Source organism: Ktedonobacterales bacterium, from assembly GCA_036557285.1.
Lineage (GTDB): Bacteria > Chloroflexota > Ktedonobacteria > Ktedonobacterales > DATBGS01 > DATBHW01.
In genome coordinates, this window is sequence record DATBHW010000077.1 from 1 (window position 1) to 20,411 (window position 20,411).

At 61.6% G+C, this 20,411-nt stretch carries 20 protein-coding genes; 12 read left to right on the forward strand and 8 right to left on the reverse strand.

Annotated features, from left to right (window positions below; all coding sequences use genetic code 11):
* Both VH599_21310 and VH599_21315 read left to right on the forward strand, forming a co-directional pair.
* Nucleotides 1-185 (forward strand): aminoglycoside adenylyltransferase (locus VH599_21310; protein ID HEY7350863.1); only part of this gene is annotated, 185 nt, incomplete at its 5' end.
* 250 nt (nt 186-435) lie between these two features.
* Complete coding sequence (locus VH599_21315) at nt 436-1,521, forward strand: ABC transporter permease (protein HEY7350864.1); 1,086 nt, start codon at nt 436-438, stop codon at nt 1,519-1,521.
* A 20-nt stretch (nt 1,522-1,541) separates the two neighbouring features.
* On the opposite strand, the gene VH599_21320 is transcribed toward VH599_21315, so the two are convergent.
* A complete protein-coding gene (locus VH599_21320) occupies nt 1,542-2,411 on the reverse strand; it encodes an aldo/keto reductase (protein HEY7350865.1) in 870 nt (289 codons plus the stop codon).
* Nucleotides 2,412-3,004: 593 nt separating this feature from the next.
* Here VH599_21320 and VH599_21325 point away from each other — a divergent pair.
* The 3 genes from VH599_21325 (at nt 3,005) to VH599_21335 (ending at nt 5,664) form a co-directional block, all read left to right on the forward strand.
* Nucleotides 3,005-3,457, forward strand: a complete 453-nt coding sequence (locus VH599_21325; GenBank protein ID HEY7350866.1) for a metalloregulator ArsR/SmtB family transcription factor — start codon at nt 3,005-3,007, stop codon at nt 3,455-3,457.
* Nucleotides 3,439-4,491, forward strand: coding sequence for a cation diffusion facilitator family transporter (locus VH599_21330; GenBank protein HEY7350867.1), 1,053 nt, complete (start codon nt 3,439-3,441; stop codon nt 4,489-4,491). Before VH599_21325 ends, VH599_21330 begins: the two co-directional genes overlap by 19 nt.
* Nucleotides 4,492-4,683: 192 nt before the next feature.
* Complete coding sequence (locus tag VH599_21335; GenBank protein HEY7350868.1) at nt 4,684-5,664, forward strand: FHA domain-containing protein; 981 nt, start codon at nt 4,684-4,686, stop codon at nt 5,662-5,664.
* A gap of 334 nt (nt 5,665-5,998) precedes the next feature.
* Here the strand turns inward: VH599_21335 and VH599_21340 are convergent, their stop codons facing one another.
* Complete coding sequence (locus VH599_21340) at nt 5,999-6,163, reverse strand: hypothetical protein (protein HEY7350869.1); 165 nt, start codon at nt 6,161-6,163, stop codon at nt 5,999-6,001.
* A 100-nt stretch (nt 6,164-6,263) separates the two neighbouring features.
* On the opposite strand from VH599_21340, the gene VH599_21345 reads away from it, so the two are divergent.
* Together VH599_21345 and dnaN are read left to right on the forward strand one after the other, a co-directional pair.
* Nucleotides 6,264-6,953: a cation transporter gene (locus VH599_21345; GenBank protein ID HEY7350870.1), complete on the forward strand. Its 690-nt coding sequence runs from the start codon at nt 6,264-6,266 to the stop codon at nt 6,951-6,953.
* Between the two features lie 507 nt (nt 6,954-7,460).
* Nucleotides 7,461-8,600, forward strand: a complete 1,140-nt coding sequence (dnaN, locus tag VH599_21350) for a DNA polymerase III subunit beta (protein ID HEY7350871.1) — start codon at nt 7,461-7,463, stop codon at nt 8,598-8,600.
* Here dnaN and VH599_21355 read toward each other — a convergent pair.
* The 3 genes from VH599_21355 to VH599_21365 form a co-directional block, all read right to left on the reverse strand.
* Nucleotides 8,597-9,997: an alpha/beta hydrolase gene (locus VH599_21355; protein HEY7350872.1), complete on the reverse strand. Its 1,401-nt coding sequence runs from the start codon at nt 9,995-9,997 to the stop codon at nt 8,597-8,599. The genes dnaN and VH599_21355 overlap by 4 nt on opposite strands.
* 274 nt (nt 9,998-10,271) lie before the next feature.
* Nucleotides 10,272-11,894 carry a protein kinase gene (locus tag VH599_21360; GenBank protein ID HEY7350873.1) on the reverse strand — a complete coding sequence of 541 codons (1,623 nt, stop codon included), beginning with the start codon at nt 11,892-11,894 and terminating at the stop codon, nt 10,272-10,274.
* A gap of 190 nt (nt 11,895-12,084) precedes the next feature.
* Nucleotides 12,085-12,462, reverse strand: a complete 378-nt coding sequence (locus tag VH599_21365; protein HEY7350874.1) for a zinc-ribbon domain containing protein — start codon at nt 12,460-12,462, stop codon at nt 12,085-12,087.
* On the opposite strand from VH599_21365, the gene VH599_21370 reads away from it, so the two are divergent.
* Nucleotides 12,461-12,595: a hypothetical protein gene (locus VH599_21370; protein HEY7350875.1), complete on the forward strand. Its 135-nt coding sequence runs from the start codon at nt 12,461-12,463 to the stop codon at nt 12,593-12,595. The genes VH599_21365 and VH599_21370 overlap by 2 nt on opposite strands.
* 617 nt (nt 12,596-13,212) lie before the next feature.
* Here the strand turns inward: VH599_21370 and VH599_21375 are convergent.
* The 3 genes from VH599_21375 to VH599_21385 all read right to left on the reverse strand — a co-directional run bounded on the left by VH599_21375 (nt 13,213) and on the right by VH599_21385 (nt 14,867).
* Complete coding sequence (locus VH599_21375) at nt 13,213-13,446, reverse strand: RRXRR domain-containing protein (GenBank protein ID HEY7350876.1); 234 nt, start codon at nt 13,444-13,446, stop codon at nt 13,213-13,215.
* 228 nt (nt 13,447-13,674) lie between these two features.
* Nucleotides 13,675-13,974, reverse strand: a complete 300-nt coding sequence (locus tag VH599_21380) for a hypothetical protein (GenBank protein ID HEY7350877.1) — start codon at nt 13,972-13,974, stop codon at nt 13,675-13,677.
* Nucleotides 13,975-14,126: 152 nt separating this feature from the next.
* Complete coding sequence (locus VH599_21385) at nt 14,127-14,867, reverse strand: PRC-barrel domain-containing protein (protein HEY7350878.1); 741 nt, start codon at nt 14,865-14,867, stop codon at nt 14,127-14,129.
* A gap of 301 nt (nt 14,868-15,168) precedes the next feature.
* On the opposite strand from VH599_21385, the gene hrcA reads away from it, so the two are divergent.
* The 4 genes from hrcA to dnaJ all read left to right on the forward strand — a co-directional run bounded on the left by hrcA (nt 15,169) and on the right by dnaJ (nt 20,247).
* Nucleotides 15,169-16,218: a heat-inducible transcriptional repressor HrcA gene (hrcA, locus tag VH599_21390; protein ID HEY7350879.1), complete on the forward strand. Its 1,050-nt coding sequence runs from the start codon at nt 15,169-15,171 to the stop codon at nt 16,216-16,218.
* Nucleotides 16,215-16,844 carry a nucleotide exchange factor GrpE gene (locus VH599_21395; protein ID HEY7350880.1) on the forward strand — a complete coding sequence of 210 codons (630 nt, stop codon included), beginning with the start codon at nt 16,215-16,217 and terminating at the stop codon, nt 16,842-16,844. The genes hrcA and VH599_21395 overlap by 4 nt, the downstream gene beginning before the upstream one ends.
* Before the next feature lie 66 nt (nt 16,845-16,910).
* Nucleotides 16,911-18,884: a molecular chaperone DnaK gene (dnaK, locus tag VH599_21400; GenBank protein ID HEY7350881.1), complete on the forward strand. Its 1,974-nt coding sequence runs from the start codon at nt 16,911-16,913 to the stop codon at nt 18,882-18,884.
* 247 nt (nt 18,885-19,131) lie between these two features.
* Nucleotides 19,132-20,247, forward strand: coding sequence for a molecular chaperone DnaJ (dnaJ, locus tag VH599_21405; protein HEY7350882.1), 1,116 nt, complete (start codon nt 19,132-19,134; stop codon nt 20,245-20,247).
* Nucleotides 20,248-20,411 lie beyond the last annotated feature (164 nt).

Consider the following 20,411-nt stretch of genomic DNA (forward strand, 5'->3'; position numbering starts at 1 on the left):
GCATCCCCTATCTCGCTCCCGAGATCCAATTGCTTTACAAAGCCAAGGGACTGCGCCAAAAGGATGAAGCGGACTTCCGGCAAACCCTGTCCGTGTTACATCGAGAACGGCGCACCTGGCTCAGCGAGGCGCTGCTCCAGGCGCATCCCCAGCATCCCTGGTTGGATCTCCTGACGGATGGCTGAGAGCGCAGATGCGCCGCCTTCCAGGTGGCTAGAAACTGGCCTGCTGGTACGTTAGCCTGGAGGGCGAACGCTCGCGCTGGCGCAGCGTTGGCCGCCAGGATGGCGGCGCTACAAGTGGCGCCCCCGATAGGTGGCGTAACTGGCTATGAGCGCCGTGAAATTGCAACAAGGGTGCGTGTATAATGTAGTCAGGGGTTTTCTCCCGTTGATCTTCTTCGCTCGTTTGCCTGGCGGCCAGGAGGATACACGCATGGAGTCTGGAAAACACTTTGATTTGCCAGTCGAGAACGTGGCAGCGTCGGTTGAGATGGTGGAGGGGGCGCTGGAAGCGCCTGCCGAGCTAGAAGAAGGCGAAAAGACAGCGCCACCGGTTTCGCCGTTCCAGGCGTCGCTGCGTCGCTTCCGGCGCGACAAGCCCGCGATGGTTTCGCTCTATATCCTGCTGGCGATTTTATTCATCAGTATCGTCTTACCGCCGATCTATCAGCACATCGGGCAGCCGCTGCGCGAGGAGGTGGTGCCGGGCTATGTGCTCATGCACCCTTCTACGCAGTATCACAGCGCGGAATATTTAGACGCCAATCGGCTCAAGCAATACCCCAGCGCGCAGCACTGGCTGGGGACTGATGATAACGGGCAGGATATTCTGGCGCGCTTGCTGAGGGGCTGGCAGGTGTCCTTGCTCGTCGTTATTGCGATTGAGATTCAGGATGTGCTGTTTGGCGTGTTCTTTGGCGTGCTGGCCGGATATTTTGGCGGCATCATTGATACTGTGCTGGCGCGTTTTACCGATTTGATGTTTGCCTTTCCGGGGCTGCTTCTTGCTATTCTGGTCGTGGCGATCTTCGGGCCGCAGTTCGATAGTATGGTTCTTTTTGGCTTTGATTTTGGCCCCTATGGGCGCGTGTTCCTGGCCTGTCTGGTCCTGGGGTTCCTCATCTGGCCGCAGATGGCCCGCTTTGTTCGCGGCAGGACGTTGCAGCTCAAAGAGCAAGAGTTCATCGAAGCGGCGCGCGCCAGTGGAGCGAGCAGCCTGAAGATTATCATGCGCCATATTCTGCCGAATCTGGGCAGCTTGATTATCGTGGCTACCAGCCTGAATCTGGCGGGGAACCTGGGTGCCGACGGCGCGCTGAGCTTCCTGGGCCTGGGCGTGCAGCCGCCGGGGTCGGGCCTGGGCTTGATGATTGCGCAGTATGCGCCCTATCTCCAGGCGTTTGGCTATGAAATAATCTGGCCGATGCTTGCCATCGTGGTCCTGGTGCTGGCCTGCTGCTTCATCGGCGGCGGTCTGGAGTCGGCTTTTGATCCGCGTGATGTTGACGCCAAGCTTTAGGCTTCTGCTTTCAGCGCCAGCTAGGGGCGGAGCGCGGCCAGTGTCTGAAACTCGCTTTCGCTGAGTTGGATTTCGGCGGCAGCCACCAGTTCTTGCAGGTGGCTCACTTTGGACGTGCCAGGGATGGGCAGCATAGCGCCCGAACGCTTGAGGAGCCAGGCAAGCGCAATCTGGCTGGTGGCCGCGTGGCGCGCTCTGGCGATCTGGTCCAGCGCCCCGCCAGGATGGGCCAGTTGCCCGGCTGCCAGGGGGAACCAGGGGATGAACGCCAATCCGGCCCGCTCGCACACCTCCACGACCTCTTCGGAGGTGCGATCAAGCAGATTGTACTGGTTCTGGATGGCGGCAATCGGGGCTATCTGTCGGGCGCGCGTGAACTGACTTTTGCTCACGTTGGACAGCCCGATGTGATGGATTTTCCCGGCCTCGCGCAAACGCTCCAGTTCTCCCACCGATAGTTCAAGCGGAACTTTTGGGTCTGGCGTGTGCAGGAAATAGACCTCGATGCGCTTCAGACGCAGGCGCTTCAGGCTCCCTTCGATTGCCTCGCGTAGATGTTCGGGTCTGCCATCGGGTACCCATTGCCCCGGCCCTGGGCGCTGAAAGCCCCCCTTTGTGGCAATCACCAATTCGGCAGGATAGGGATAGAGCGCCTCGGCAATCAACTCTTCGCTTATCCCAGGGCCATAGGAGTCTGCTGTATCTATAAAGTTGACGCCTGATTCGACAGCCCGGCGCAGCACTGCCAGCGCCTCTTGTTTGTCTGCTGGCGGCCCCCATATGCCTTTTCCGGTAAGGCGCATCGTGCCAAAACCCAGGCGATTCACCTTGAGATCGCCACCGAGCGTGAACGAGCCGCTGGCGGCCACTGGAGAGGTCTGCTGCATCATCGGATTTCCTCCTTATAATGCCAGGTGCTAATACCATGTGCCTGTCTCGGAACGCTCTTTGCGAATGAATGTGCCTGCATAATAGGTGCCAGAGACACGGACCGTTCCACCAATTATCGGGGGTCACTGGGAGCGCCGCCTCCCTTCGGGAAGGGCTTCGCCAGAGCCGCTTGACCGCCCCTTTGGGGAGCGGCCCTTGCGGGAACCGGGCCTGCGGCCTGGGCTGCTTGCCTCCCCCTGTGGGGAGCGGCCCTTGCGGGAACCGGGTTCCCGCATTCTCCCTCGCTGCGCTCGGTCGCGGGCCGCTGCTGTTGCCCCGTCCTCTCGCTCCCGTTGGTCGCTCGCGCGTCCTTTCCAGGCGGCCAACGATTCGCCCTGGCGAGCGTTCGCCCTCCAGGCCAACCTACCAGCAGGCCAACGTTGAGCCGCCAAGATGGCGGCGCTACCAGTACCATGCCTCGCTTGCCAACACCTCATTTTTGCTAGAACCGACACGAACAAGCGGATGGACGCTTGCGATTTTCTATGGTATACTATGCGCAAAGCATTACTGCATCATCATGCAGGTATTATCCGGCTGGAGGATAGAAGGGATGTCAGCCCATATGGGAAACGCGCAGGCACGTTCGGCGTCGGATGCGCAGGGGATGTGGCGGCTGCCGCTGGCGCAGCGCGCCGAGGAGTGGCGTTTGCCGTTCTCAACAGCATCGGAGGTCGCCAGCATTTTTGCGCTGCTGGGCGATCCCACCCGTGTTTCGGTGCTGCACGCGCTGGCCGCTGCGGGGGAACTGCGTGTCTCTGATCTGGCGCGGGCGCTGGGACGCGACGCCAGCACCATTTCGCATCAACTGCGCGTGCTGCGCGATCACCATCTGGTGACATATGAGAAGTGCGGGCGCGTTGCGCTGTATCGGCTGGCGGATAGCCATGTGCTGACGCTCTTTCAGCAGGCGCTGGCACACGCCGCCCACCAGACGCCCGCCCGTTTGCCGGTGGCTGAAACTGCTGCGGTTGGGGAGGTTGGCTCATGGCTGTCAGGAAGCTGAGGGGAGAGACGGAAACACAGCGCCCCTCGCATCAGCACGATCATTCACATAGTCACCAGGCGCAAAGTCATAGCCATAGCCACCATGAGGCAGGGCATCATGATCACACTGCCTCGCTGGCGCAGGGACGGCTGCGCCTGGCCTTCCTGCTCACCTTTGTGATTCTAGTGGTGGGGGTGACTGGCGGCCTGATCGGCAACAGCCTGGCGCTCCTCAGCGACGCGGGGCATACTGTCACCGATCTGTTTGCGCTGGGCCTGGCCTGGTTTGCCAGCGTTCAGGCGTCCCGTCCGGCCAACGCGCGCAACACCTTCGGCTATCATCGCGTCGGCATTTTGGCCGCGCTGACCAATGCCGTGACGTTGATCGTGATCGCCGTCGTCATTCTGGTCGAGGCGGTGATGCGCTTCTCGCATCCAGAGCCGGTGCAGCCGGTGGTGATGTTCCTGGCCGCTGTTGTGGGCATTGGCGTCAATCTGTTCATTGCCTTTGGCCTGCGCGGCGCGGGCGAAGATAACCTGAACGTGCGTGGGGCGCTCTTGCATGTGCTGGGCGACGTGGGCGCGTCGGTGGGCGTGATCGTGGCGGGCGTCATTATTCTGCTGACCGGCTGGACACTGGTGGACCCCATTCTGTCGGTGGGCATCGCTGCCTTGATCTCGGTGAGCGCCTTCCGGCTGGTGCGCGAGACGATAGGCATTCTCATGGAAGCGACGCCGCGCGGCATTCGCATCCCCACGCTGGTCAACGATCTGCGCAGTGTGAAGGGCGTGCGCGGCGTGCATGATCTGCATGTCTGGAGCATTGCCAGCGGGATGCGCGCGCTTTCGTGCCACGCGGTCATTGATGATTTGCCGCCCAGCGGCAGCGCGCCCATTCTGGACCGCATCTCGAAGATGCTGCTGCAAAAATACCAGATTGAACACGCGACGATCCAGTTCGAGAGCGCGGCCCACAGCGGCCACAAGGGCCACTGCGCCTGCACCTCCAACGCGCTCTACTGCGATCTGAACCGCTGCGACGACGAGAATTAGCGGTATCGGTAAAATGCTGTAGTTCGGGCGCGGCGCTTGTCATTGCCAGGCAAGCGCCGCGCCGCGCGCTGCGTCCGTGAAATGTGTAATCTTGCCGATGAGTGTTCTCGTTCTTCATAGCTATACTTGCTGTAACGGAAGCTGCGAGCAGAATCGCCTTGCAGCAGGCGCTATGACAGAAACGAGGAACTGATGAGTGCAACATTACGTGGCCCCTCTGGCCTTATTTACCTTGACCATGACGTGTTGACTATTGGGCGGAGCCGCCAGAACCGGCTGGTCTTCACGCATAGCCAGGTCTCCAGTAAGCACGCTGAAATCCAACCGCTGGGCGATGGGCGCTATCAAGTGGTTGATGTCGGCAGCAGCAATGGAACGTTGGTGAATGGATTGCGCTTGAGCGGGGGAACCCCCCATGTCTTGAGCGAGGGCGATACGCTGCGCCTGGGGGGTGCAGGTGGCATCGAACTGGTATTTGCCTGGGCAGCGGCCCCGGCGGTACTGGAGGCTCCAGCGCCCATGCCTGTGGGCGTTTTACCGGCCTTCCCGCCTGTGCGGCCAGCGCCAGCGCCAGCGCCGCTGCCAGCAGCCATTACGAACGTGGCGCGCTATAAGCGCCCGCCAAAGGTCTTGCTGCTTGGTGGGAGCCTGCTGGTGCTGGTGCTGCTGATCAGCGGGATCGCGCTGGGCGGCAAATTGCTCGGAAGTCAGTCGCCAAAGCGGGCGGACCCCGTAGCAATTGGCGACAGCCCACCTACGCCAGCGGATACGCCGACGCCGACGCCGACACCGACGCCAACATCTGCGCCCGCGCCAGCCGTCGTTCAGACAGCCCAGGCCACCGTTGAGGGCCAGGAAACAACGATTCTGACGAACGCGCAGGGGCTGACCCTCTACTACTTCAAGCCTGATACGCCAGATAAGACCGCCTGTACCGGCGCTTGCATCGCCAACTGGCCCCCGCTGCTCTTCGATGGGCCGGGCGATCCAACGGCGTCGTCGGAGCTGTCTGGCACGCTCAGTATTCAGACGAGCGAGAATGGCGCGCAGGTGGCCTACAACGGGCATCCGCTCTACACCTTTAGCGGCGATAGCGCGCCAGGGCAGACGAACGGCGAGGGCAAGGCGGGCAAGTGGTTCGTGGCGACCGCCGATCTGGAAGCCAATGGCTGAGCCGGAACCAGCGAGTGCCACCAGGCATGAGGTGTTGGCGAGCAAGGAAAACACCACTTGTAGCGCCGCCCCCCTTCGGGAAGGGCCGCTTGCCTCGGCTGGGCCTCGGCAGTCTCGCTCCCGTTGGTCGCTCGCGCGTCCCTCCTGGCGGCTCAACGCTGGCCTGCTGGTCCGGTGGTCTGGAGGGCGAACGCTCGCCAGGGCGCAGCGTTGAGCCGCCAAGATGGCGGCGCTACAAGTGGCCCCCACCCGTGCAGGCGCGGCGGTTAGCCGCCTTCCGGCGGCGCTGCAAGTGGGGTTCTACCAAATCTGAGGTGTTGGCAAGCGAGGCGTGTTACTTGTAGCGCCGCCGGAAGGCGGCTAGACACTGGCCTGCTGATAGGTTGGCCTGGAGGGCGAACGCTCGCCCTGGCGCAGCGTTGAGCCGCCTGGAAGGCGGCGCTACAAGTGGCCCCCACCCGTGCAGGCGCGGCGTTGGTGTGGAGGGGCGGCGCTGCAAGTGGGGTTTTCCTTGCTCATCAAGCGGGAATGGTATATAGTTGCGAGAGAACGAGGAAACAGCGGCATGATCAAACAGAGGAAATGGATGAGGCGCGCACATGCCTGACTCGCCTGCTATCAGTCTTCCCGCTCAGGGCAAAGGTTCATCTTTGGCGCGGCGCGCTGATCTGCGCCTGGGGATTGCCGTCGAGGTCGTGACTATCCTCTGGATGCTGGCCGAGGCGCTGGTTGCGCTGATCGCTGGTTTTGCGGCGCACAGTGCTTCGCTCGAATCCTTTGGCCTGGACAGCGTTATTGAGTTGGTGAGCGGCGGTGTCTTGCTCTGGCGGCTGCTCGCTGAGCAGGGCGGCAGGGCAGGCGAAACACTGGAGCGTGTGGAGCGACGGGCAAGCCGTATCGTTGGCCTGGCGCTCTACGCGCTGGCCGCCTATATCCTGCTCAACGCCGCCTTCTCGCTGCTCACGCGCGCACACCCCGATGAAAGCTGGGCCGGGCTGGCGTTGGCGCTGGCCGCCGCAGTGGTCATGCCCATCCTCTGGCGGGTTAAGCTGCGCGTTGCCCGGCGCATCGAAAGCGCGGCCCTGCGCGCCGACGCGGCGTGCAGCGTGACCTGCGCCTATATGTCACTGGTCCTGCTGCTGGGCCTGGCGCTGACGCGGGTGTTTGGCTGGTGGTGGGCCGATGCGCTGGCCTCGCTGGGCCTGCTTTATTTCGTCATCCGCGAAGGCCACGAGGCGCTAGAAGAAGCCAAAGGCCACGCCTGCGCGTGCTGTGAAGCTGGCGGTTGAGGCAGTACCCTGGGGCGTGCCGTGTCAGACCTATGGTTGCTGGAAATGTGCTACACGCTCCCCAGCGGGGAGCGCCTGCTGATATACTGGCCCATTGCTACGCGCGTTGTCAAGGATATGGGACGTTTGGACCAGGGCCAATACAAAAGCCGCCCCACCCCGCAGGTGGTTAAAACCGCGCCTGCGGCGGCGGGCGCTTGCCTCGGCTGTTGCCCCGTCCTCTCGCTCGCTGCGCTCGCTCGCGCGCCCGCGTCTGGAGGGCGTTGCCCGCCAAGCCTGCCGACGCAGGCTCCCCCCGCCCCATCAGCGTGTCTTCGTCTCAGGCCGCGCAGGCGGCCAGCCGTTGAGCCGCCTGGAAGGCGGCGCTACACGTATTCTATTACCGCATTTGCCCTGCTATAAAAGAATGCCAGGTTGCGGCATTCTTCTTGCTTCATCATGCCGCAGCGTGTATACTCGCAAAGGGAAATTATCAGTACAGACAACCCAGGTCCGGGAGGGGCAATCGTGAAAATTACGTGTAAGCAATCTGATATGAGTCGCGGGCTTTCGGTGGTGAGCCATGCCGTTGCCACGCGCAGCACTTTACCTGTCCTCTCGAATATTTTGATAGCGACGGACGAGAATCGTTTGCGGCTTTCCGCGACGAATCTGGAGATTGGCATTACCTGCTGGGTGCCAGCGCAGGTGGCCGAAGAAGGCTCGGTGACGGTTCCGGCGCGGCTGCTCACCGATTTTGTCGGCGGTTTGCCGCAGGGCACGGTGGAGATGAATCTGCCTGCGGGCGGCTATACGCTCAGCGTCAAGAGCAATCGCAACGCGGCCAACGTGAAAGGGATGGACGCGGGCGAGTTCCCGACGATTCCCAGCGCCGACAGCAATGAGCCGCCGGTCCTGCTGGATGCGGCCACGCTCAAAGAGATGATCGGGCAGGTGGCTTTTGCCGCTGCCACCGATGAGGCGCGGCCCGTCTTTACCGGCGTGCTGGCCCAGGTGGCCGAAGACAAGATTACGTTTGCGGCGGCGGACAGCTATCGGCTGGCGGTGCGCTCGACTGATCTGACCGCCAACGGCCATCCCGTCGGCGACATTCTCATTCCGGCAAAAACGCTGACCGAACTGGCGCGCATCCTGCCAGCCGAAGGCACGGTGCAGATGGTGATTACGCCCAACCGCAGCCAGGTGCTGTTCCATTCGGAGGGCATGGACCTGATCTCGCGGTTGATTGATGGCGCGTTCCCCGCCTATCAGCGCATCATGCCGCAGAGCCACGAGATGCGCGCGGTGCTGGATACCGGCGAGTTCCGCGCGGCGGCCAAATCGGTGGCGCTGTTTGCCAAGGATAGCAATAACATTGTGACGCTGACGATTGAACAGGGCCGGGCCGATGGCGTGGAGCCAGGGACGGCGATGCTCCAGGCGACGGCTGAGGAACTGGGCGACAATACCAGCGTGGTCAACGCGGCAGTTGACGGCAAGGGCTTGCGTATCATGTTCAACGTGCGCTATCTGACGGATGTGCTGGCAGTAATTGATACGCCTGAAGTGGCGTTGGAACTGGAATCAGCGCAGAAGCCGGGCGTCGTTCGCCCGGTTGGGGCGAACGACTATACCTATGTAATTATGCCAATGCACACTATCCGCTAGACGCCGAACACCAGCTTCACCAATCCGAAGATGACGCCTGCGATGATGGCGAGTGTCAGGAGCAGGCCCAGCGCGACGGCCAGCCGCCGCACCCAGCGCGATTTATACAGGAAGAAGCGTTCCCACCACTCGCGGGCGATCTCCGCCGGGGTGTACCACGTCCAGAGGCGCTCAGCAGCCTGCTGAGCGCCTTCTTGTGTCGTCTGGAGCGGCGCGGCCTGACGAGCATGCTGCGGCGCTGCGGGTATCGGCCCCGCCAGTGTCTCGATGGTATGCTTCAGCACTTCATGGCGAATGAAGTAGGCGGAGTGGTCATAGATGCAAGCGGAGCAATCAACGGCCACCACGTTTTTATGGACGGTCTTGATATTGTATGGACCGCACCACCCCAGGCGCGCCCTTCCGGCCCCGCCGCTGGATTCTTCCGTGAAGAAGTTGGCGAAAGGCGACCAGATCAAGATGTTATCGTGGAAGGAATAATAGATGGTCAGGCGGCCCACGCGGTCCAGCGCCTGAAAGCCATAGCCATTGCGCCGCCGGGCAACCAGGGTGTCGCTCAGATCAGTGTCAGCGGCCCCACGCGGCGGCGGATCGGATTGGAGCGCGTCGGTATTCAGATCGGGAGCATAGAACACCATCTGATCCACGATCACCGATGAGGCTCCGCTGCCTGCCTGGGCAGAGCGCAGCACCGAGAGGATGTTTAGAGCTTTGATGGTGAGGAAGCAGCCCATGCTGTGACCGACCAGCAGAATGCGGCGGTCTGGCTGGGCAGCGCGCAGGTCGGCCAGCAGGTTTGCCAGCGAGAAGGCGGCAAAGCGCGCTACTTCTTCTTTGTCGAGCAGATAGCCGGGCCAGACGCGATGATCGCAGGGCCAGGTGAAGGCGATAAGCTGCTGGTAGAGCGGCTTCTCAGCGTCGGCCTCTGCTGGCGTGGAAAGCCGGTTCTGAAGGCTCTGAGCCAGGCGCAGCGCCCCTGGCAGGCTGGCCCCTTTATGCCCGCCGAGCGCCGCTTTGATGCTGCCGGTGCGCTTTTGGGGAGCCAGGCGAGCCGATATTTTCTGGCCGGTATAGACGCCTTCTGGCGCGGTTTCGTTGAAGCCGTGTACCACCACCAGCACGTCGCCAGTCGGCAGAAGCGCCGCCACATCGTCTGGTGGCTCGCGGTGGGAGATGGTTTTCCAGCGCCCGTATGTGAAGCTCATCGGGATTTTGCCTGCGGCCTCGGCAGGATAGGCCCAGGCAACCTGATAATCCCCCGCGTCGAGGGGCAGGGCATCGTAGAGGTTGGCGCTGTGTGGGTGCGCGCGACAGGTGGCGACAAAGAGCGCGCTGTCCTGCTGGCGCTCTTCCAGAGCAACTGCGGCGCTCGCGTTGATCTGATCGGTTGATTGCATGGTGTGTCCCTCCTGAGAGACGAGAAAAGCAAGAGTCGCGTTACGCAAGCAGAACGGCAAGGTTGCAGCGAAACGAAAAGAGCATGTTGGAAGCAGTGACACCTGTTCCGGTTCTAAGGAACGTAGCAGAGGGTCCGTTTTAGTGGTGGGATTGTTCATGCCGCATCCTGTTGAGGACTTGCGGCGTTACAGGTGAGGGCTGGCGCGGTGAGCGGCAAACGGGGGCCGTAGATAATTATAGAACGTAAGTTCTATTTTGTCAAGAAGCGGCCAGTTATGGGACGACCTGGAAGGTGATGCTGGCATCGGCGCTTCCAAAGTAGTAGACCACCCACTTGTAGACGCCGGGCGTTGTTGTGGATGAAATTGGGGCGAAGCTCCAATAGACATTTGCTTGCGTCAGTGGCGCCTGTAGGTTCGGTATCTTTTCCGCGCTGCCGTTGTGGATGAGATCAAGCTCCAACTTTTCGGTAGAGATGTCTACCCCGGTAGAGAAGGCAATATAGACGGTATCGCCCACCTTGAACGTGTCTGTTTCGCCCAGGATTTTGGCCGATGCTGAATCAAACCCCGCGCCTACGTGGAGGCTGAAGATATGCTCGCCATTGTGGACTTCCTGGTTGAACTTGAAGGGCTGAAAGATCAGCAGCCACGCGCTCCCTGCTGCTATCAGTATCAGCGCGAGCAGGAGGCTGCCCACGATGACTCTGCGCCTGGGGGAGCGGAGCCTGGGGCGTTTGATACGCGGCGTGACTGATGCCTGCTGAATGGGCGCTGGCGAGTCGGGCAGCAGGACGCCGAATGTCTCAGCGGAGTCTGCTGGCGCTGGCGCGGCCACGTCTTTCCAGCCGGGGGGTGTCGCGGCGGCCAACGTTGGCGCGCCCGGCGCGGCGTTGGGCGGCGTGCTGGCGACAGGCGGCGCGAGTTTTGTGGGCGTCTGGAAGGTCGGAGCGGGCGATGAGGGCGGGGTGATGCGCGTGGGAGCCGAAAAGAAGGATGGATCGGAGGGTTCGGCTGGCCGCGCTGCGGCATCCGGCATGGGCTGGGTTTCCCAGGCTGGCGGCTGAACCGCCTGAGAGGCAGCGGCCTGACACGCCTGCTCGAAGGCGTTGACAAACGCCTGGATGCTGGCAAAGCGTTCTTTGGGGTCTTTCGCCAGGGCGGTCATCACGACGGCTTCCAGCGCGGGCGCGATGTCGGGCAGCTTCTCGCTCAGGGACGGCGGCGGCGCCAGCACATGCTGCGTGGCGATTTCAGTAAAGGAGCCGCGAAAGGGCTGCCCGCCGCTGAGCCATTCATAGATGACGATGCCCAGCGAGTATTGGTCGCTGGCGGGGCGCGGCTTGCCCTGCACCTGCTCCGGGGCCATATAGGTCACGGTGCCAGCGACTTCCTGCGTCCCCTGGTAGCGCGAGCTTTGCGCGACGGTGGCGATGCCAAAGTCGGAGAGCAGCACTTCGCCGCGCTCGCCGATGAGCATATTCTCTGGCTTCACATCCCGATGCACCAGCTTTTGCTCGTGGGCGTAGCTCAGGGCTTCGGCCACCTGTTTGACGTAGGAGAGGATGGTCGCGGGGGCCAGTCTGGTTCCTTTGGGGTGGCGCTGGCGCAGCGTGCCGTTGGGCGCGTAGTCCATGACGAGAAAGGGCGTGCTGCCTTCGACACCAAACTCCAGCACGCGCACGATATGCGGGTGTTTCAGGCGGGCAATCGTCTGCGCTTCGCTGATGAAACCGTCCAGATCATCTTTTCCCAGGCGGGTATGCAGGATTTTCATGGCGGCCTGGGTCTTGAGGTAGATATGTTCGCCCAGGTAGACTTCGGCGAAGCCGCCTTCGCCTAGCTGTTGGGTGAGGCGATAGTTGCCAAGCTGCTGGCCTACGCGATCCTCTGCCATTGGAACCCCTTCCCGCCCGCGCGAGTCTTTTTAGGAGATGAAAGCTCGCCGTTATTGGCGTCTATTTTAGGGCAACCTGGCGGGCGTGTCAAGGGGCTTGAGGCATGAAAAAATCCACCCTGGCGTACCTGTCACGCCAGGGTGGAAGGGGATTGCTCGTCCTCGATGAGAAACGTGTGCGCAGCCAGGACTACCAGCGTTCGCGCCGACCGCCGCGATCATTGCTGCGCCCACCGCTGCGGCCACCGCTGGTGGCGCGTGGCTGATAGCAATCGCTGCAATAGACGGGTCGGTCATCGCGGGGCTGGAAAGGCACCTGCGCCTCGCGCCCGCAGTTGGCGCAGATGGCGGTGAACATTTCGCGCGGCGCGCGCTGGCCGCCATAGCCGCCGCGCTCTTGCGCCTTGCGGGCGGCGCGGCAATCTGGGCAACGAGTCGGCGGGTGGGTGAACCCACGACTGGCGTAAAAAGACTGCTCCCCGGCGGTGAAGACAAAATCCTGACCACAATCGCGGCATTGCAATGTCTGGTCACTGCCTGTGGTGTCCGACATGTACTCGGAAGACATGAAACTTGAACCTCTTTCTGGCCCCGGCCCAACCGGGGCCTTGCGCATCAAAGCGCAAAACAACGACTTTTTGCGGGCGATCAACTCACACGGGGAGACGAAGGAGGAGAGCAATCAGGGGATCGACCTGTGACGGCCCTTGCCTACGTACCGTTACGCGGTTATCAGCCAGCGTAGGACAACTAGCGCCAATTGTGAAGTGCTATGAGAACCGCTCTATCGGCGCTCTGCGACAACTATACCATGCTCACAAGGGAATAGCAAGGGCATCAAAGTCCCTGGATTAAAACGGCGGCGTGCCGCCCGCTCTGGTTCTATTCATCACTATTTGCGCGGCGGGGACCCTTCCCGATTAGGGGACCGGGAGGAGTCGCGCTCTCCATCTCAGAATCGTTCGTTGCTTGCATACTTCCCCCCGTGCGTTCTGGCACAACCGTTTGCCGTCTCCAAGCGCATGCAAACTGAGCCGTCCGTTCAGGGTACCCCCAATATATGCCAACCCATATTTTGGGTGCTTGACTAGCGTTCCTCGCGTGAAGCCCAGACTCCGCGTCCCTCCATAGGGCTTGCGTTTGCCTCCCGGCTCTGGCTGTAAGCGATGTAACTGGCGCCGGTGCCACTGCAAGGGCGTCACACAGAGCAGACGGGTCTGCTCTGGTGCTTGCTGTCCACCAACGACCGCCCAGGCCAACGCCCACGCATCTACGCAATGGGCGCTAAACGTCTCCGCCAGTTTCTGCTGACTTTTCTTCAGGCCCAGAGCGTCTCGTATTTGACCACCAGCGCCTCTTTCTTGCTGCCAGGATCGATGCCTACTGCAAGAGGTTGTCTCTCTCGCCTGGACGGCTCTTGGTTGAGCCGCACGCACCAGACCCCGCCCTTCCAAAACGGGGTCGCTTTCCCTTGCTTCACCCACCGCCGCGCCCGTGCAGGGGTCGTGGGCATCAAGGGCTGCCGGTCTTGGTCTACCACAGATACGAACATCCAGTAAGGCTCCTTTCGGAGTGTGTAGTGTCCCTTCGCTACTGACCACCGGAGAGGAGCGAGATGAGGGAAGCGTCCCGCACGTCCTGTGGGCTGCCACGCCCAGATGGTTCAGTCCCCTTCAAGCGGCCCATTGCTGGACCTTGGGTAAGCTAGTCTCGAAGTTACCCTTGTGGTTGTTCTGCTGGCTAGGCAGACACCACCACAAGCCCATCCCTTTTGAGGGGATTAGGGTTCTTGACTCAGGGGATAGGAGGGATCGATGCGGGCGACGACGATGGCATGCGCGGGAAAAAAGCGCAGGGGATGCCCGGCGTCGTCAACTTCGACGATGCAGCCCGATCCCGCTTCGGGGCGCTGGCCGTTCCCGGCGCTGAGTATCCATTCAAGCGTCTCCAGGCCCTCTGCTTCTGAAAGCCAGCGGGCGCCGATGCGGGTATGGGTGGTGTTGAGTGTGACCATCTGACCGGTGACGAGGGTTAATACCAGAGTCGAGCCATACTGCTCGCCAGGGCTTCCTGTGGACATCAAAAATCCTTTCCTCAACCACTTGCCGGGGGGCAGGATGTCATGCCTCCTCACGTTATCCCGGCCTCCTGCTCATTATAGCATAATCATGAGCTTGAGGGCGGTGATGTTGAGGCTGTGTGAAGTCTTCTGATGGCTGGGAGCAGCCGCGCTTAGCAGAGCCAGTCGGGGGTTGGGTTTTCGGGAGGTTCCGGGGTGGCAGGCAGAGGCTCCGGCGCGGCAGGCCGTATCTGCACAGCGGGGATAGAAGGTGAGGTGAGGACCAGTCGGCTGCGGGCAGGTACGAGCAAGACATCGCCCAGCGCGCGAGCGCGGGCGCTGAGGTGCTGCGTGTGGTCTCCCACGCCCAGCAGGTTCATCAAGCCGCTGCCGGTGTTGATCTCGAAGCCGCGCATCAGCGGGTTGTCGTCGCTGAGCAAGACATCGTTGAGCTTGCCCAGCAACTCCCCTTCATCGCTGACGACCTGCCGCCCGACCAGCCCGTGAAGGCTGGCGGAGGTGGGGGGCGGCTTCTGCTGCGAACGCCATTTTTTTTCGGCCTCGGTGGGCCTGGCGGGGTCAACCGGAATTCCGGCCTGCTCGCGGTCAATGACGACGGCATACGCGCCAATTTTATGCACGATCTGCATGGGTACGACCCAGCGGCTCTTGTGGCCTTTCAGCAGCGCCAGCAGGCGCGCCTTGAAATAGGCGCGCACCCGCAGCGCAACCATCTGGCGCGTCTCGAAACTAAAATAGATTTCGTCCACATAGCCAAGGATCAGCGCGTTACTGCTGTCAATGACTTTGCGGCCCAGCACTTGTGTTGCCCGCAAGGTGTCGTCCGCAGCGACGGCCTGCGCGGCCTTCTCTTTGCGACCGGGTTTCTGGCGGGCGTTTGATGCTGCCTGCATCGTGTCATCCTTTCCAGGCGTCAGGCTGTGCGCGGCTGCGCAGCAGCGAGACATGGATAGGGTCTCTTGCTTTACTGCTCACCTGGGATTGTAGCCGGTTGGCTGGCGCTTGTCAAGCGGGAGGGGAGCAACCAGGACATTTGTCTGTTTTGCCGCGCTGCCCTTGACAAGGGCGGGATAGCAATGCTATACTTCGGAGTGCTAGCAGTCTCGATATGAGAGTGCTAGCACTCCTATGCTATGGGTGAAAGCAGTCTGATGGGTCGTCTGCCAGGCTGCTCCGGGCGAGGTGGAGCGCCAGATGGGCAAACAATTGACGCCGCGCAAAGAAGCGATTCTCCGCTCGTTGGTGGAAGAATATATTCGTACCGCTACGCCAGTGGCTTCCGAGGGGCTTCAGCGCCAGTACGGGCTGCCCTGGGGAGCCGCAACGATTCGCAATGAGATGGCGAGCCTGGAAGAGGAGGGCCTGCTTTTTCAACCGCATACGTCCGCCGGGCGTATCCCCACTGATTTAGGCTACCGCTACTTTGTCGAGCATTTGATGGTTGAATCCGCGCTTTCGCTTGATGAACAGCGGCAGATTCGCCATCAGTTTTATCAGGTCCAGCATCAACTGGATGAATGGGTGCGGCTGACGGCTTCGGTGCTGTCGCGGGCCTTGCAGAGCGCAGCGGTGGTGACGCCGCCGCGCGCGGCGCAGGGGCGCTTGAAGCATTTTGAGGCGCTGTCGCTGCAAGACGTGGTGATCTTATTGGTCGTTGTCTTGCAGGATGGCGCGGTGAAGCAAGAGCGGCTGCTGCTGGAGATGCCAGCCACGCAGGAGGAACTGAGCCAGAGCGCGCAGCGCCTGAACCGGCTGTTTGTGGATATGAACTCGGCGGACCTGGAACGGCGGGCCGGGGGCTTGGACCTGGATGCGAACGAGCAGATCGTGGTCAATGCGATGAGTCGGATGCTGGGCCAGTATGGGGAGTATACTGCCGAGACGTTTTATCACGACGGCATTCTTCAGATGCTGGATCAGCCTGAGTTCACGACGCTGGGGCCGGAGCATGAACGCAACCAGCGTATCAAGAAAGTCGTAGAGGTATTAGAACAGAATCGCCTTTTGCCCGCGCTGGCTTCGCAAGTGCCAGCCGGAGGGGTGCAGGTGATTATCGGCGGCGAGAGCGAGTTTGAGGCGATGAAGGATGTGAGCGTGGTGGTTTCGCGTTATGGACGGGAGGGCCAGGTGGGCGGTTTGCTGGGGATTGTTGGCCCTACCCGTATGCAATACAGTCGGGCTATTGCGGTGGTCCGTTATATGACCGAAGTGATGAATGATTTACTGGCGGAGTTGCAGCAATGACGCTGGAAGAACAAGAAGCTGAGCCGCAGCAAGAGGCGGCAGAGACGCGCGAGTCAGCCGCTCCTGCGGAGCAGGCGAAACAAGAGGCGGCGCCTGATCTGGCCGCTGAACTGGAGCGCGAGCGCGAGAAAGCTACGGATTATATGAACCGCTGGCAGCGCGCCCAGGCCGATCTGGCAAACTACAAGCGACGCGCTGAACAGGAACGCGAACAGGAACGAAAATATGGCCTGGCCCCGCTGTTCCTGGAACTGCTGAAGATGCAAGATAACTTTCATCGCGCTTTCGATACCTTGCCGGTGGAACTGCGCGAGTTTTCCTGGGTGCAGGGGGTGGCGCTGACGTATGCCCATCTTGACGGCCTGGTGCGCCTGTATGGGGTGACGCCCGTTGAGACAAAGCCAGGCCAGTCCTTCGATCCGGCTATTCACGAAGCGGTGGCGCACGAAGAGACGGATGCCTATCCCGACGGCGCGATCACTGCCGAATATCAGCGAGGCTATCGTATCCATGACCGCGTGCTGCGTCCGGCGCTGGTGCGCGTGGCAAAGCCAAAGAGCGCCGGAGCAGCCAGCCAGGGGGAGCCATCTGGCGAAGCCCAGCAAACAGAGAGCGCAGGCGGTTAAAATCGCCGACAAACCGAGCTAGTCTATCAATTCAGATAATGTCTGACTGAGGAGCCGCTTCTGGCCTTGAATGTTTCGGGCAGCGGCCCTCACCAGAGGAGGACAAACGTGGGAAAAGTCATTGGTATTGATCTGGGTACGACGAATTCGTGCGTGGCGGTAATGGAAGGCGGCGAGCCGGTCGTCATTCCTAACGCTGAAGGCGCGCGCACGACGCCATCTGTGGTCGCCTTCACGAAGAGCGGCGAGCGGCTGGTGGGCGAGGTTGCCAAGCGCCAGGCGATTACGAACTCGGAGAACACGATCTATTCGATCAAACGCTTCATGGGCCGCAAATATGATGACCCGGAAGTGAACCGCGACAAGCAGAACATGCCCTTTAAGGTGGTGCGGGCCGACAACGGCGACGCCTGGGTGGAGGTGATGGGCAAGAGGTACAGCCCGCCAGAGATCAGCGCCATGATCTTGCAGAAGCTCAAGGCCGACGCCGAGGCATACCTGGGCGAGCGTGTGACGCAGGCGGTCATCACCGTTCCGGCGTATTTTAACGACAGCCAGCGCAATGCCACCAAGGACTCCGGGCGCATCGCCGGGCTGGAAGTGCTGCGCATCATCAACGAGCCAACGGCAGCCAGCCTGGCGTATGGCCTCGATAAGAAGAAGGACGAGCGTATCGCTGTCTATGACCTGGGCGGCGGCACGTTTGATATTTCGGTGCTGGAACTGGGCGAGGGCGTCTTCGAGGTGAAGTCCACCAACGGCGACACCCACCTGGGCGGCGACGATCTGGACCAGCGCGTCATCAACTGGCTGGCCGATGAGTTCCGCAAGGAGCAGGGCATTGATCTGCGCCAGGACCGCATGGCCCTCCAGCGCCTGAAGGAAGCGGCAGAGAAGGCGAAGAAAGAACTCTCCAGCGCGATGCAGACGGAGATCAATCTGCCCTTCATCACCGCCGACCAGAGCGGCCCCAAGCACCTGACCATGACGCTGACGCGCTCCAAGCTGGAGCAGTTGGTGGAAGACCTGGTGGAAAAGAGCCGCCAGCCGGTGATCCAGGCGTTGAGCGACGCGGGTGTACGCTCCAGCCAGATTGATGAGGTCGTGCTGGTGGGCGGCCAGACGCGCATGCCGATGGTGCAGAACCTGGTGAAGCGGGTCTTCGATAAAGAGCCGCACAAGGGCGTGAACCCCGATGAGGTCGTGGCGGTGGGCGCGGCGATCCAGGCGGGCGTACTGACGGGCGAGGTCCGCGACGTGCTGCTGCTGGACGTGACGCCGCTTTCGCTGGGCATCGAGACGCTGGGCGGCGTGTTCACGCGGCTGATCGAGCGCAACACGACGATCCCGACGCAGAAGAGCCAGGTGTTTTCGACGGCCAGCGATAACCAGAACAGCGTGGAGATCAATGTCTTGCAGGGCGAGCGCGAACTGGCGAAGGACAACCGCTCGCTGGGCCGGTTCATTCTGGATGGCATTCCGCCTGCTCCGCGCGGCATCCCGCAGATTGAGGTGGCGTTCGACATTGACGCCAACGGCATTGTGAGCGTCCACGCCAAGGACAAGGGTACGGGCCGCGAGCAGCGCATCACCATTCAAGCGTCGAGCGGTCTTTCCAAGGATGAAGTGGACCGGATGGTGCGCGACGCCGAGTCGCACGCGCAGGAGGACAAGGCGCGCCGCGAAGAGGTGGAGGTGCGCAACCAGGCCGATAGCGAGGCGTATAACGCGGAGAAGACGCTGCGCGACCTGGGCGATAAGATTTCGCCGGAGGAGCGCGGCGAGGTGGAGAGCAAGATTTCGGACGTGCGCAGCGCGCTGGCTACCGACGATGTGTCGCGCATCAAGAGCGCCCGCGAGGCGTTGCAGCAGTCGTTCTATAAGATCAGCGAGAAAATCTACAGCCAGGCTGGCGCGACGGCTGGCGGCGGCCCTGGCGGCGCGGGATTTAGCGAGGAAGGGCCATCTGAGGCTAGCGGCCCCTCCTCTTCTGGCCCTGGCGATGACAATACGGTTGAGGGTGAGTTCAAGGAAGTTTAGGTAAGCGCGGCGTCCGTCGCCTGCCAGGCAGGCAACGGACGCCGCTGATATGAGTAGCCCATAAATCCCTCTTTGGTAAACTTGGCGGGCAGGTATGATATAGTGTCAGGCAAGTCTCGCCAGCGGAGGCAAGCTAGCAGGTGGAGCAAGTGTTCATGTGCGCGAGCGGTGGAATAATGATTCCAGCAGGAAGGGGCGCCTGTCTTCAGGGTGCAGGGCGCTTTTTCTGAGATGAAGAGGATTGCCAATGGCCGTCAAACGCGACTATTATGAAGTACTCGGTGTGGCAAAAGGCGCGAGCGAAGACGACATTAAAAAAGCGTTTCGCAAGCTGGCCTTTCAGTTTCACCCGGACAGGAACAAGGAAAAAGGGGCCGAGACGCGCTTCAAGGAGATTAACGAGGCGTATGAAATCCTCAGCGACCCGGAGAAGCGCCAGGTGTATGACCGCTTCGGGCATGCGGGCGTTGGGGCGGGCATCGGCGCAAATGGCGACTTTGGCAACTTCGGCTTTGGCGCCAGCTTCGCTGAGTTTTTCGAGCAAGTTTTTGGTGGCGCCGCTACCTCTCAGACGCGCCGGGCCAGCGGCCAGCGCGGCCAGGATATTCGTTATGAACTGACAATTAGCTTTGAGGACGCCGTTTTTGGCTGCCAGAAGGAGATCGAAGTTCCCCGCTGGGAGAACTGCTCCGCCTGCCGGGGCAGCGGCGCGCAGCCTGGCACGCAGACGCAGCGGTGTTCCGCCTGCCAGGGTACAGGTGAGATTCGGCGGGTGCAGCAATCAATCTTCGGGCAGTTTGTCAATGTGATGGTCTGTGACCGCTGCCGGGGCGAGGGCAAGGTGATTACGACGCCCTGCACGACCTGCCGGGGCCAGGGGCGCGTGCGCACCAATCGCCGCGTGGTGGTCAATATTCCGGCGGGCGTGGATGATGGCATTAACGTGCGTGTGACCGGCGAAGGCGAGGTCAGCACGCGCGGCGGCACGCCAGGCAATCTCTATGTCAGCCTGACGGTCAAGCCGCATCCGGTCTTCAAGCGGCAAGGCAACGACGTGATCTATGAGCTGCCCCTGAGCTTCACTCAGGCGGCGCTGGGCGCGGAAGTATCGGTGGATACGCTGGAAGGCAAGACGACGATCAAGATTCCCTCTGGAACGCAGAGCGGCAGCAGCTTCCGTCTGAAAGGGATGGGCGTGCCGGTGGTGCATAGTTCGGCGCGCGGCGATCAGCATGTGATTGTCAAGCTGGTGACGCCGCGCAACCTGACCAAGCGCCAGCAGGAATTGCTGAAAGAGTTTGCCGAGATCGAAGCGCAGCAAAACGAGCGCAATATCTTTGAGAAGATTCGAGACGCGCTCTAAACAGTGTTGGCAGCGCGAAGAGACAACATGGGTCATCCCGAATTTTCTAGACCGTCTTGGTCAATGCTCCTGGCTGGTGGCTTCGCTGGCGGAAAGCCGCACCGGACCGAGCGGAGCGCCGCCGTCCCGGCGGCTGAACGCCTCACCGGCGACCAGGGCTGCCC

Coding starts and splice junctions, on each gene's coding strand:
- VH599_21395 (HEY7350880.1), top strand. CDS start 16,215: ATGACGCTGGAAGAACAAGAAGCTGAGCCGCAGCAAGAGGCGGCAGAG.
- dnaJ (HEY7350882.1), top strand. CDS start 19,132: ATGGCCGTCAAACGCGACTATTATGAAGTACTCGGTGTGGCAAAAGGC.
- VH599_21370 (HEY7350875.1), top strand. CDS start 12,461: ATGAAACTTGAACCTCTTTCTGGCCCCGGCCCAACCGGGGCCTTGCGC.
- hrcA (HEY7350879.1), top strand. CDS start 15,169: ATGGGCAAACAATTGACGCCGCGCAAAGAAGCGATTCTCCGCTCGTTG.
- VH599_21380 (HEY7350877.1), bottom strand. CDS start 13,974: ATGTCCACAGGAAGCCCTGGCGAGCAGTATGGCTCGACTCTGGTATTA.
- VH599_21325 (HEY7350866.1), top strand. CDS start 3,005: ATGTCAGCCCATATGGGAAACGCGCAGGCACGTTCGGCGTCGGATGCG.
- VH599_21375 (HEY7350876.1), bottom strand. CDS start 13,446: ATGTTCGTATCTGTGGTAGACCAAGACCGGCAGCCCTTGATGCCCACG.
- VH599_21330 (HEY7350867.1), top strand. CDS start 3,439: ATGGCTGTCAGGAAGCTGAGGGGAGAGACGGAAACACAGCGCCCCTCG.
- VH599_21335 (HEY7350868.1), top strand. CDS start 4,684: ATGAGTGCAACATTACGTGGCCCCTCTGGCCTTATTTACCTTGACCAT.
- VH599_21360 (HEY7350873.1), bottom strand. CDS start 11,894: ATGGCAGAGGATCGCGTAGGCCAGCAGCTTGGCAACTATCGCCTCACC.
- VH599_21355 (HEY7350872.1), bottom strand. CDS start 9,997: ATGCAATCAACCGATCAGATCAACGCGAGCGCCGCAGTTGCTCTGGAA.
- VH599_21365 (HEY7350874.1), bottom strand. CDS start 12,462: ATGTCTTCCGAGTACATGTCGGACACCACAGGCAGTGACCAGACATTG.
- VH599_21345 (HEY7350870.1), top strand. CDS start 6,264: ATGCCTGACTCGCCTGCTATCAGTCTTCCCGCTCAGGGCAAAGGTTCA.
- VH599_21320 (HEY7350865.1), bottom strand. CDS start 2,411: ATGATGCAGCAGACCTCTCCAGTGGCCGCCAGCGGCTCGTTCACGCTC.
- VH599_21315 (HEY7350864.1), top strand. CDS start 436: ATGGAGTCTGGAAAACACTTTGATTTGCCAGTCGAGAACGTGGCAGCG.
- VH599_21385 (HEY7350878.1), bottom strand. CDS start 14,867: ATGCAGGCAGCATCAAACGCCCGCCAGAAACCCGGTCGCAAAGAGAAG.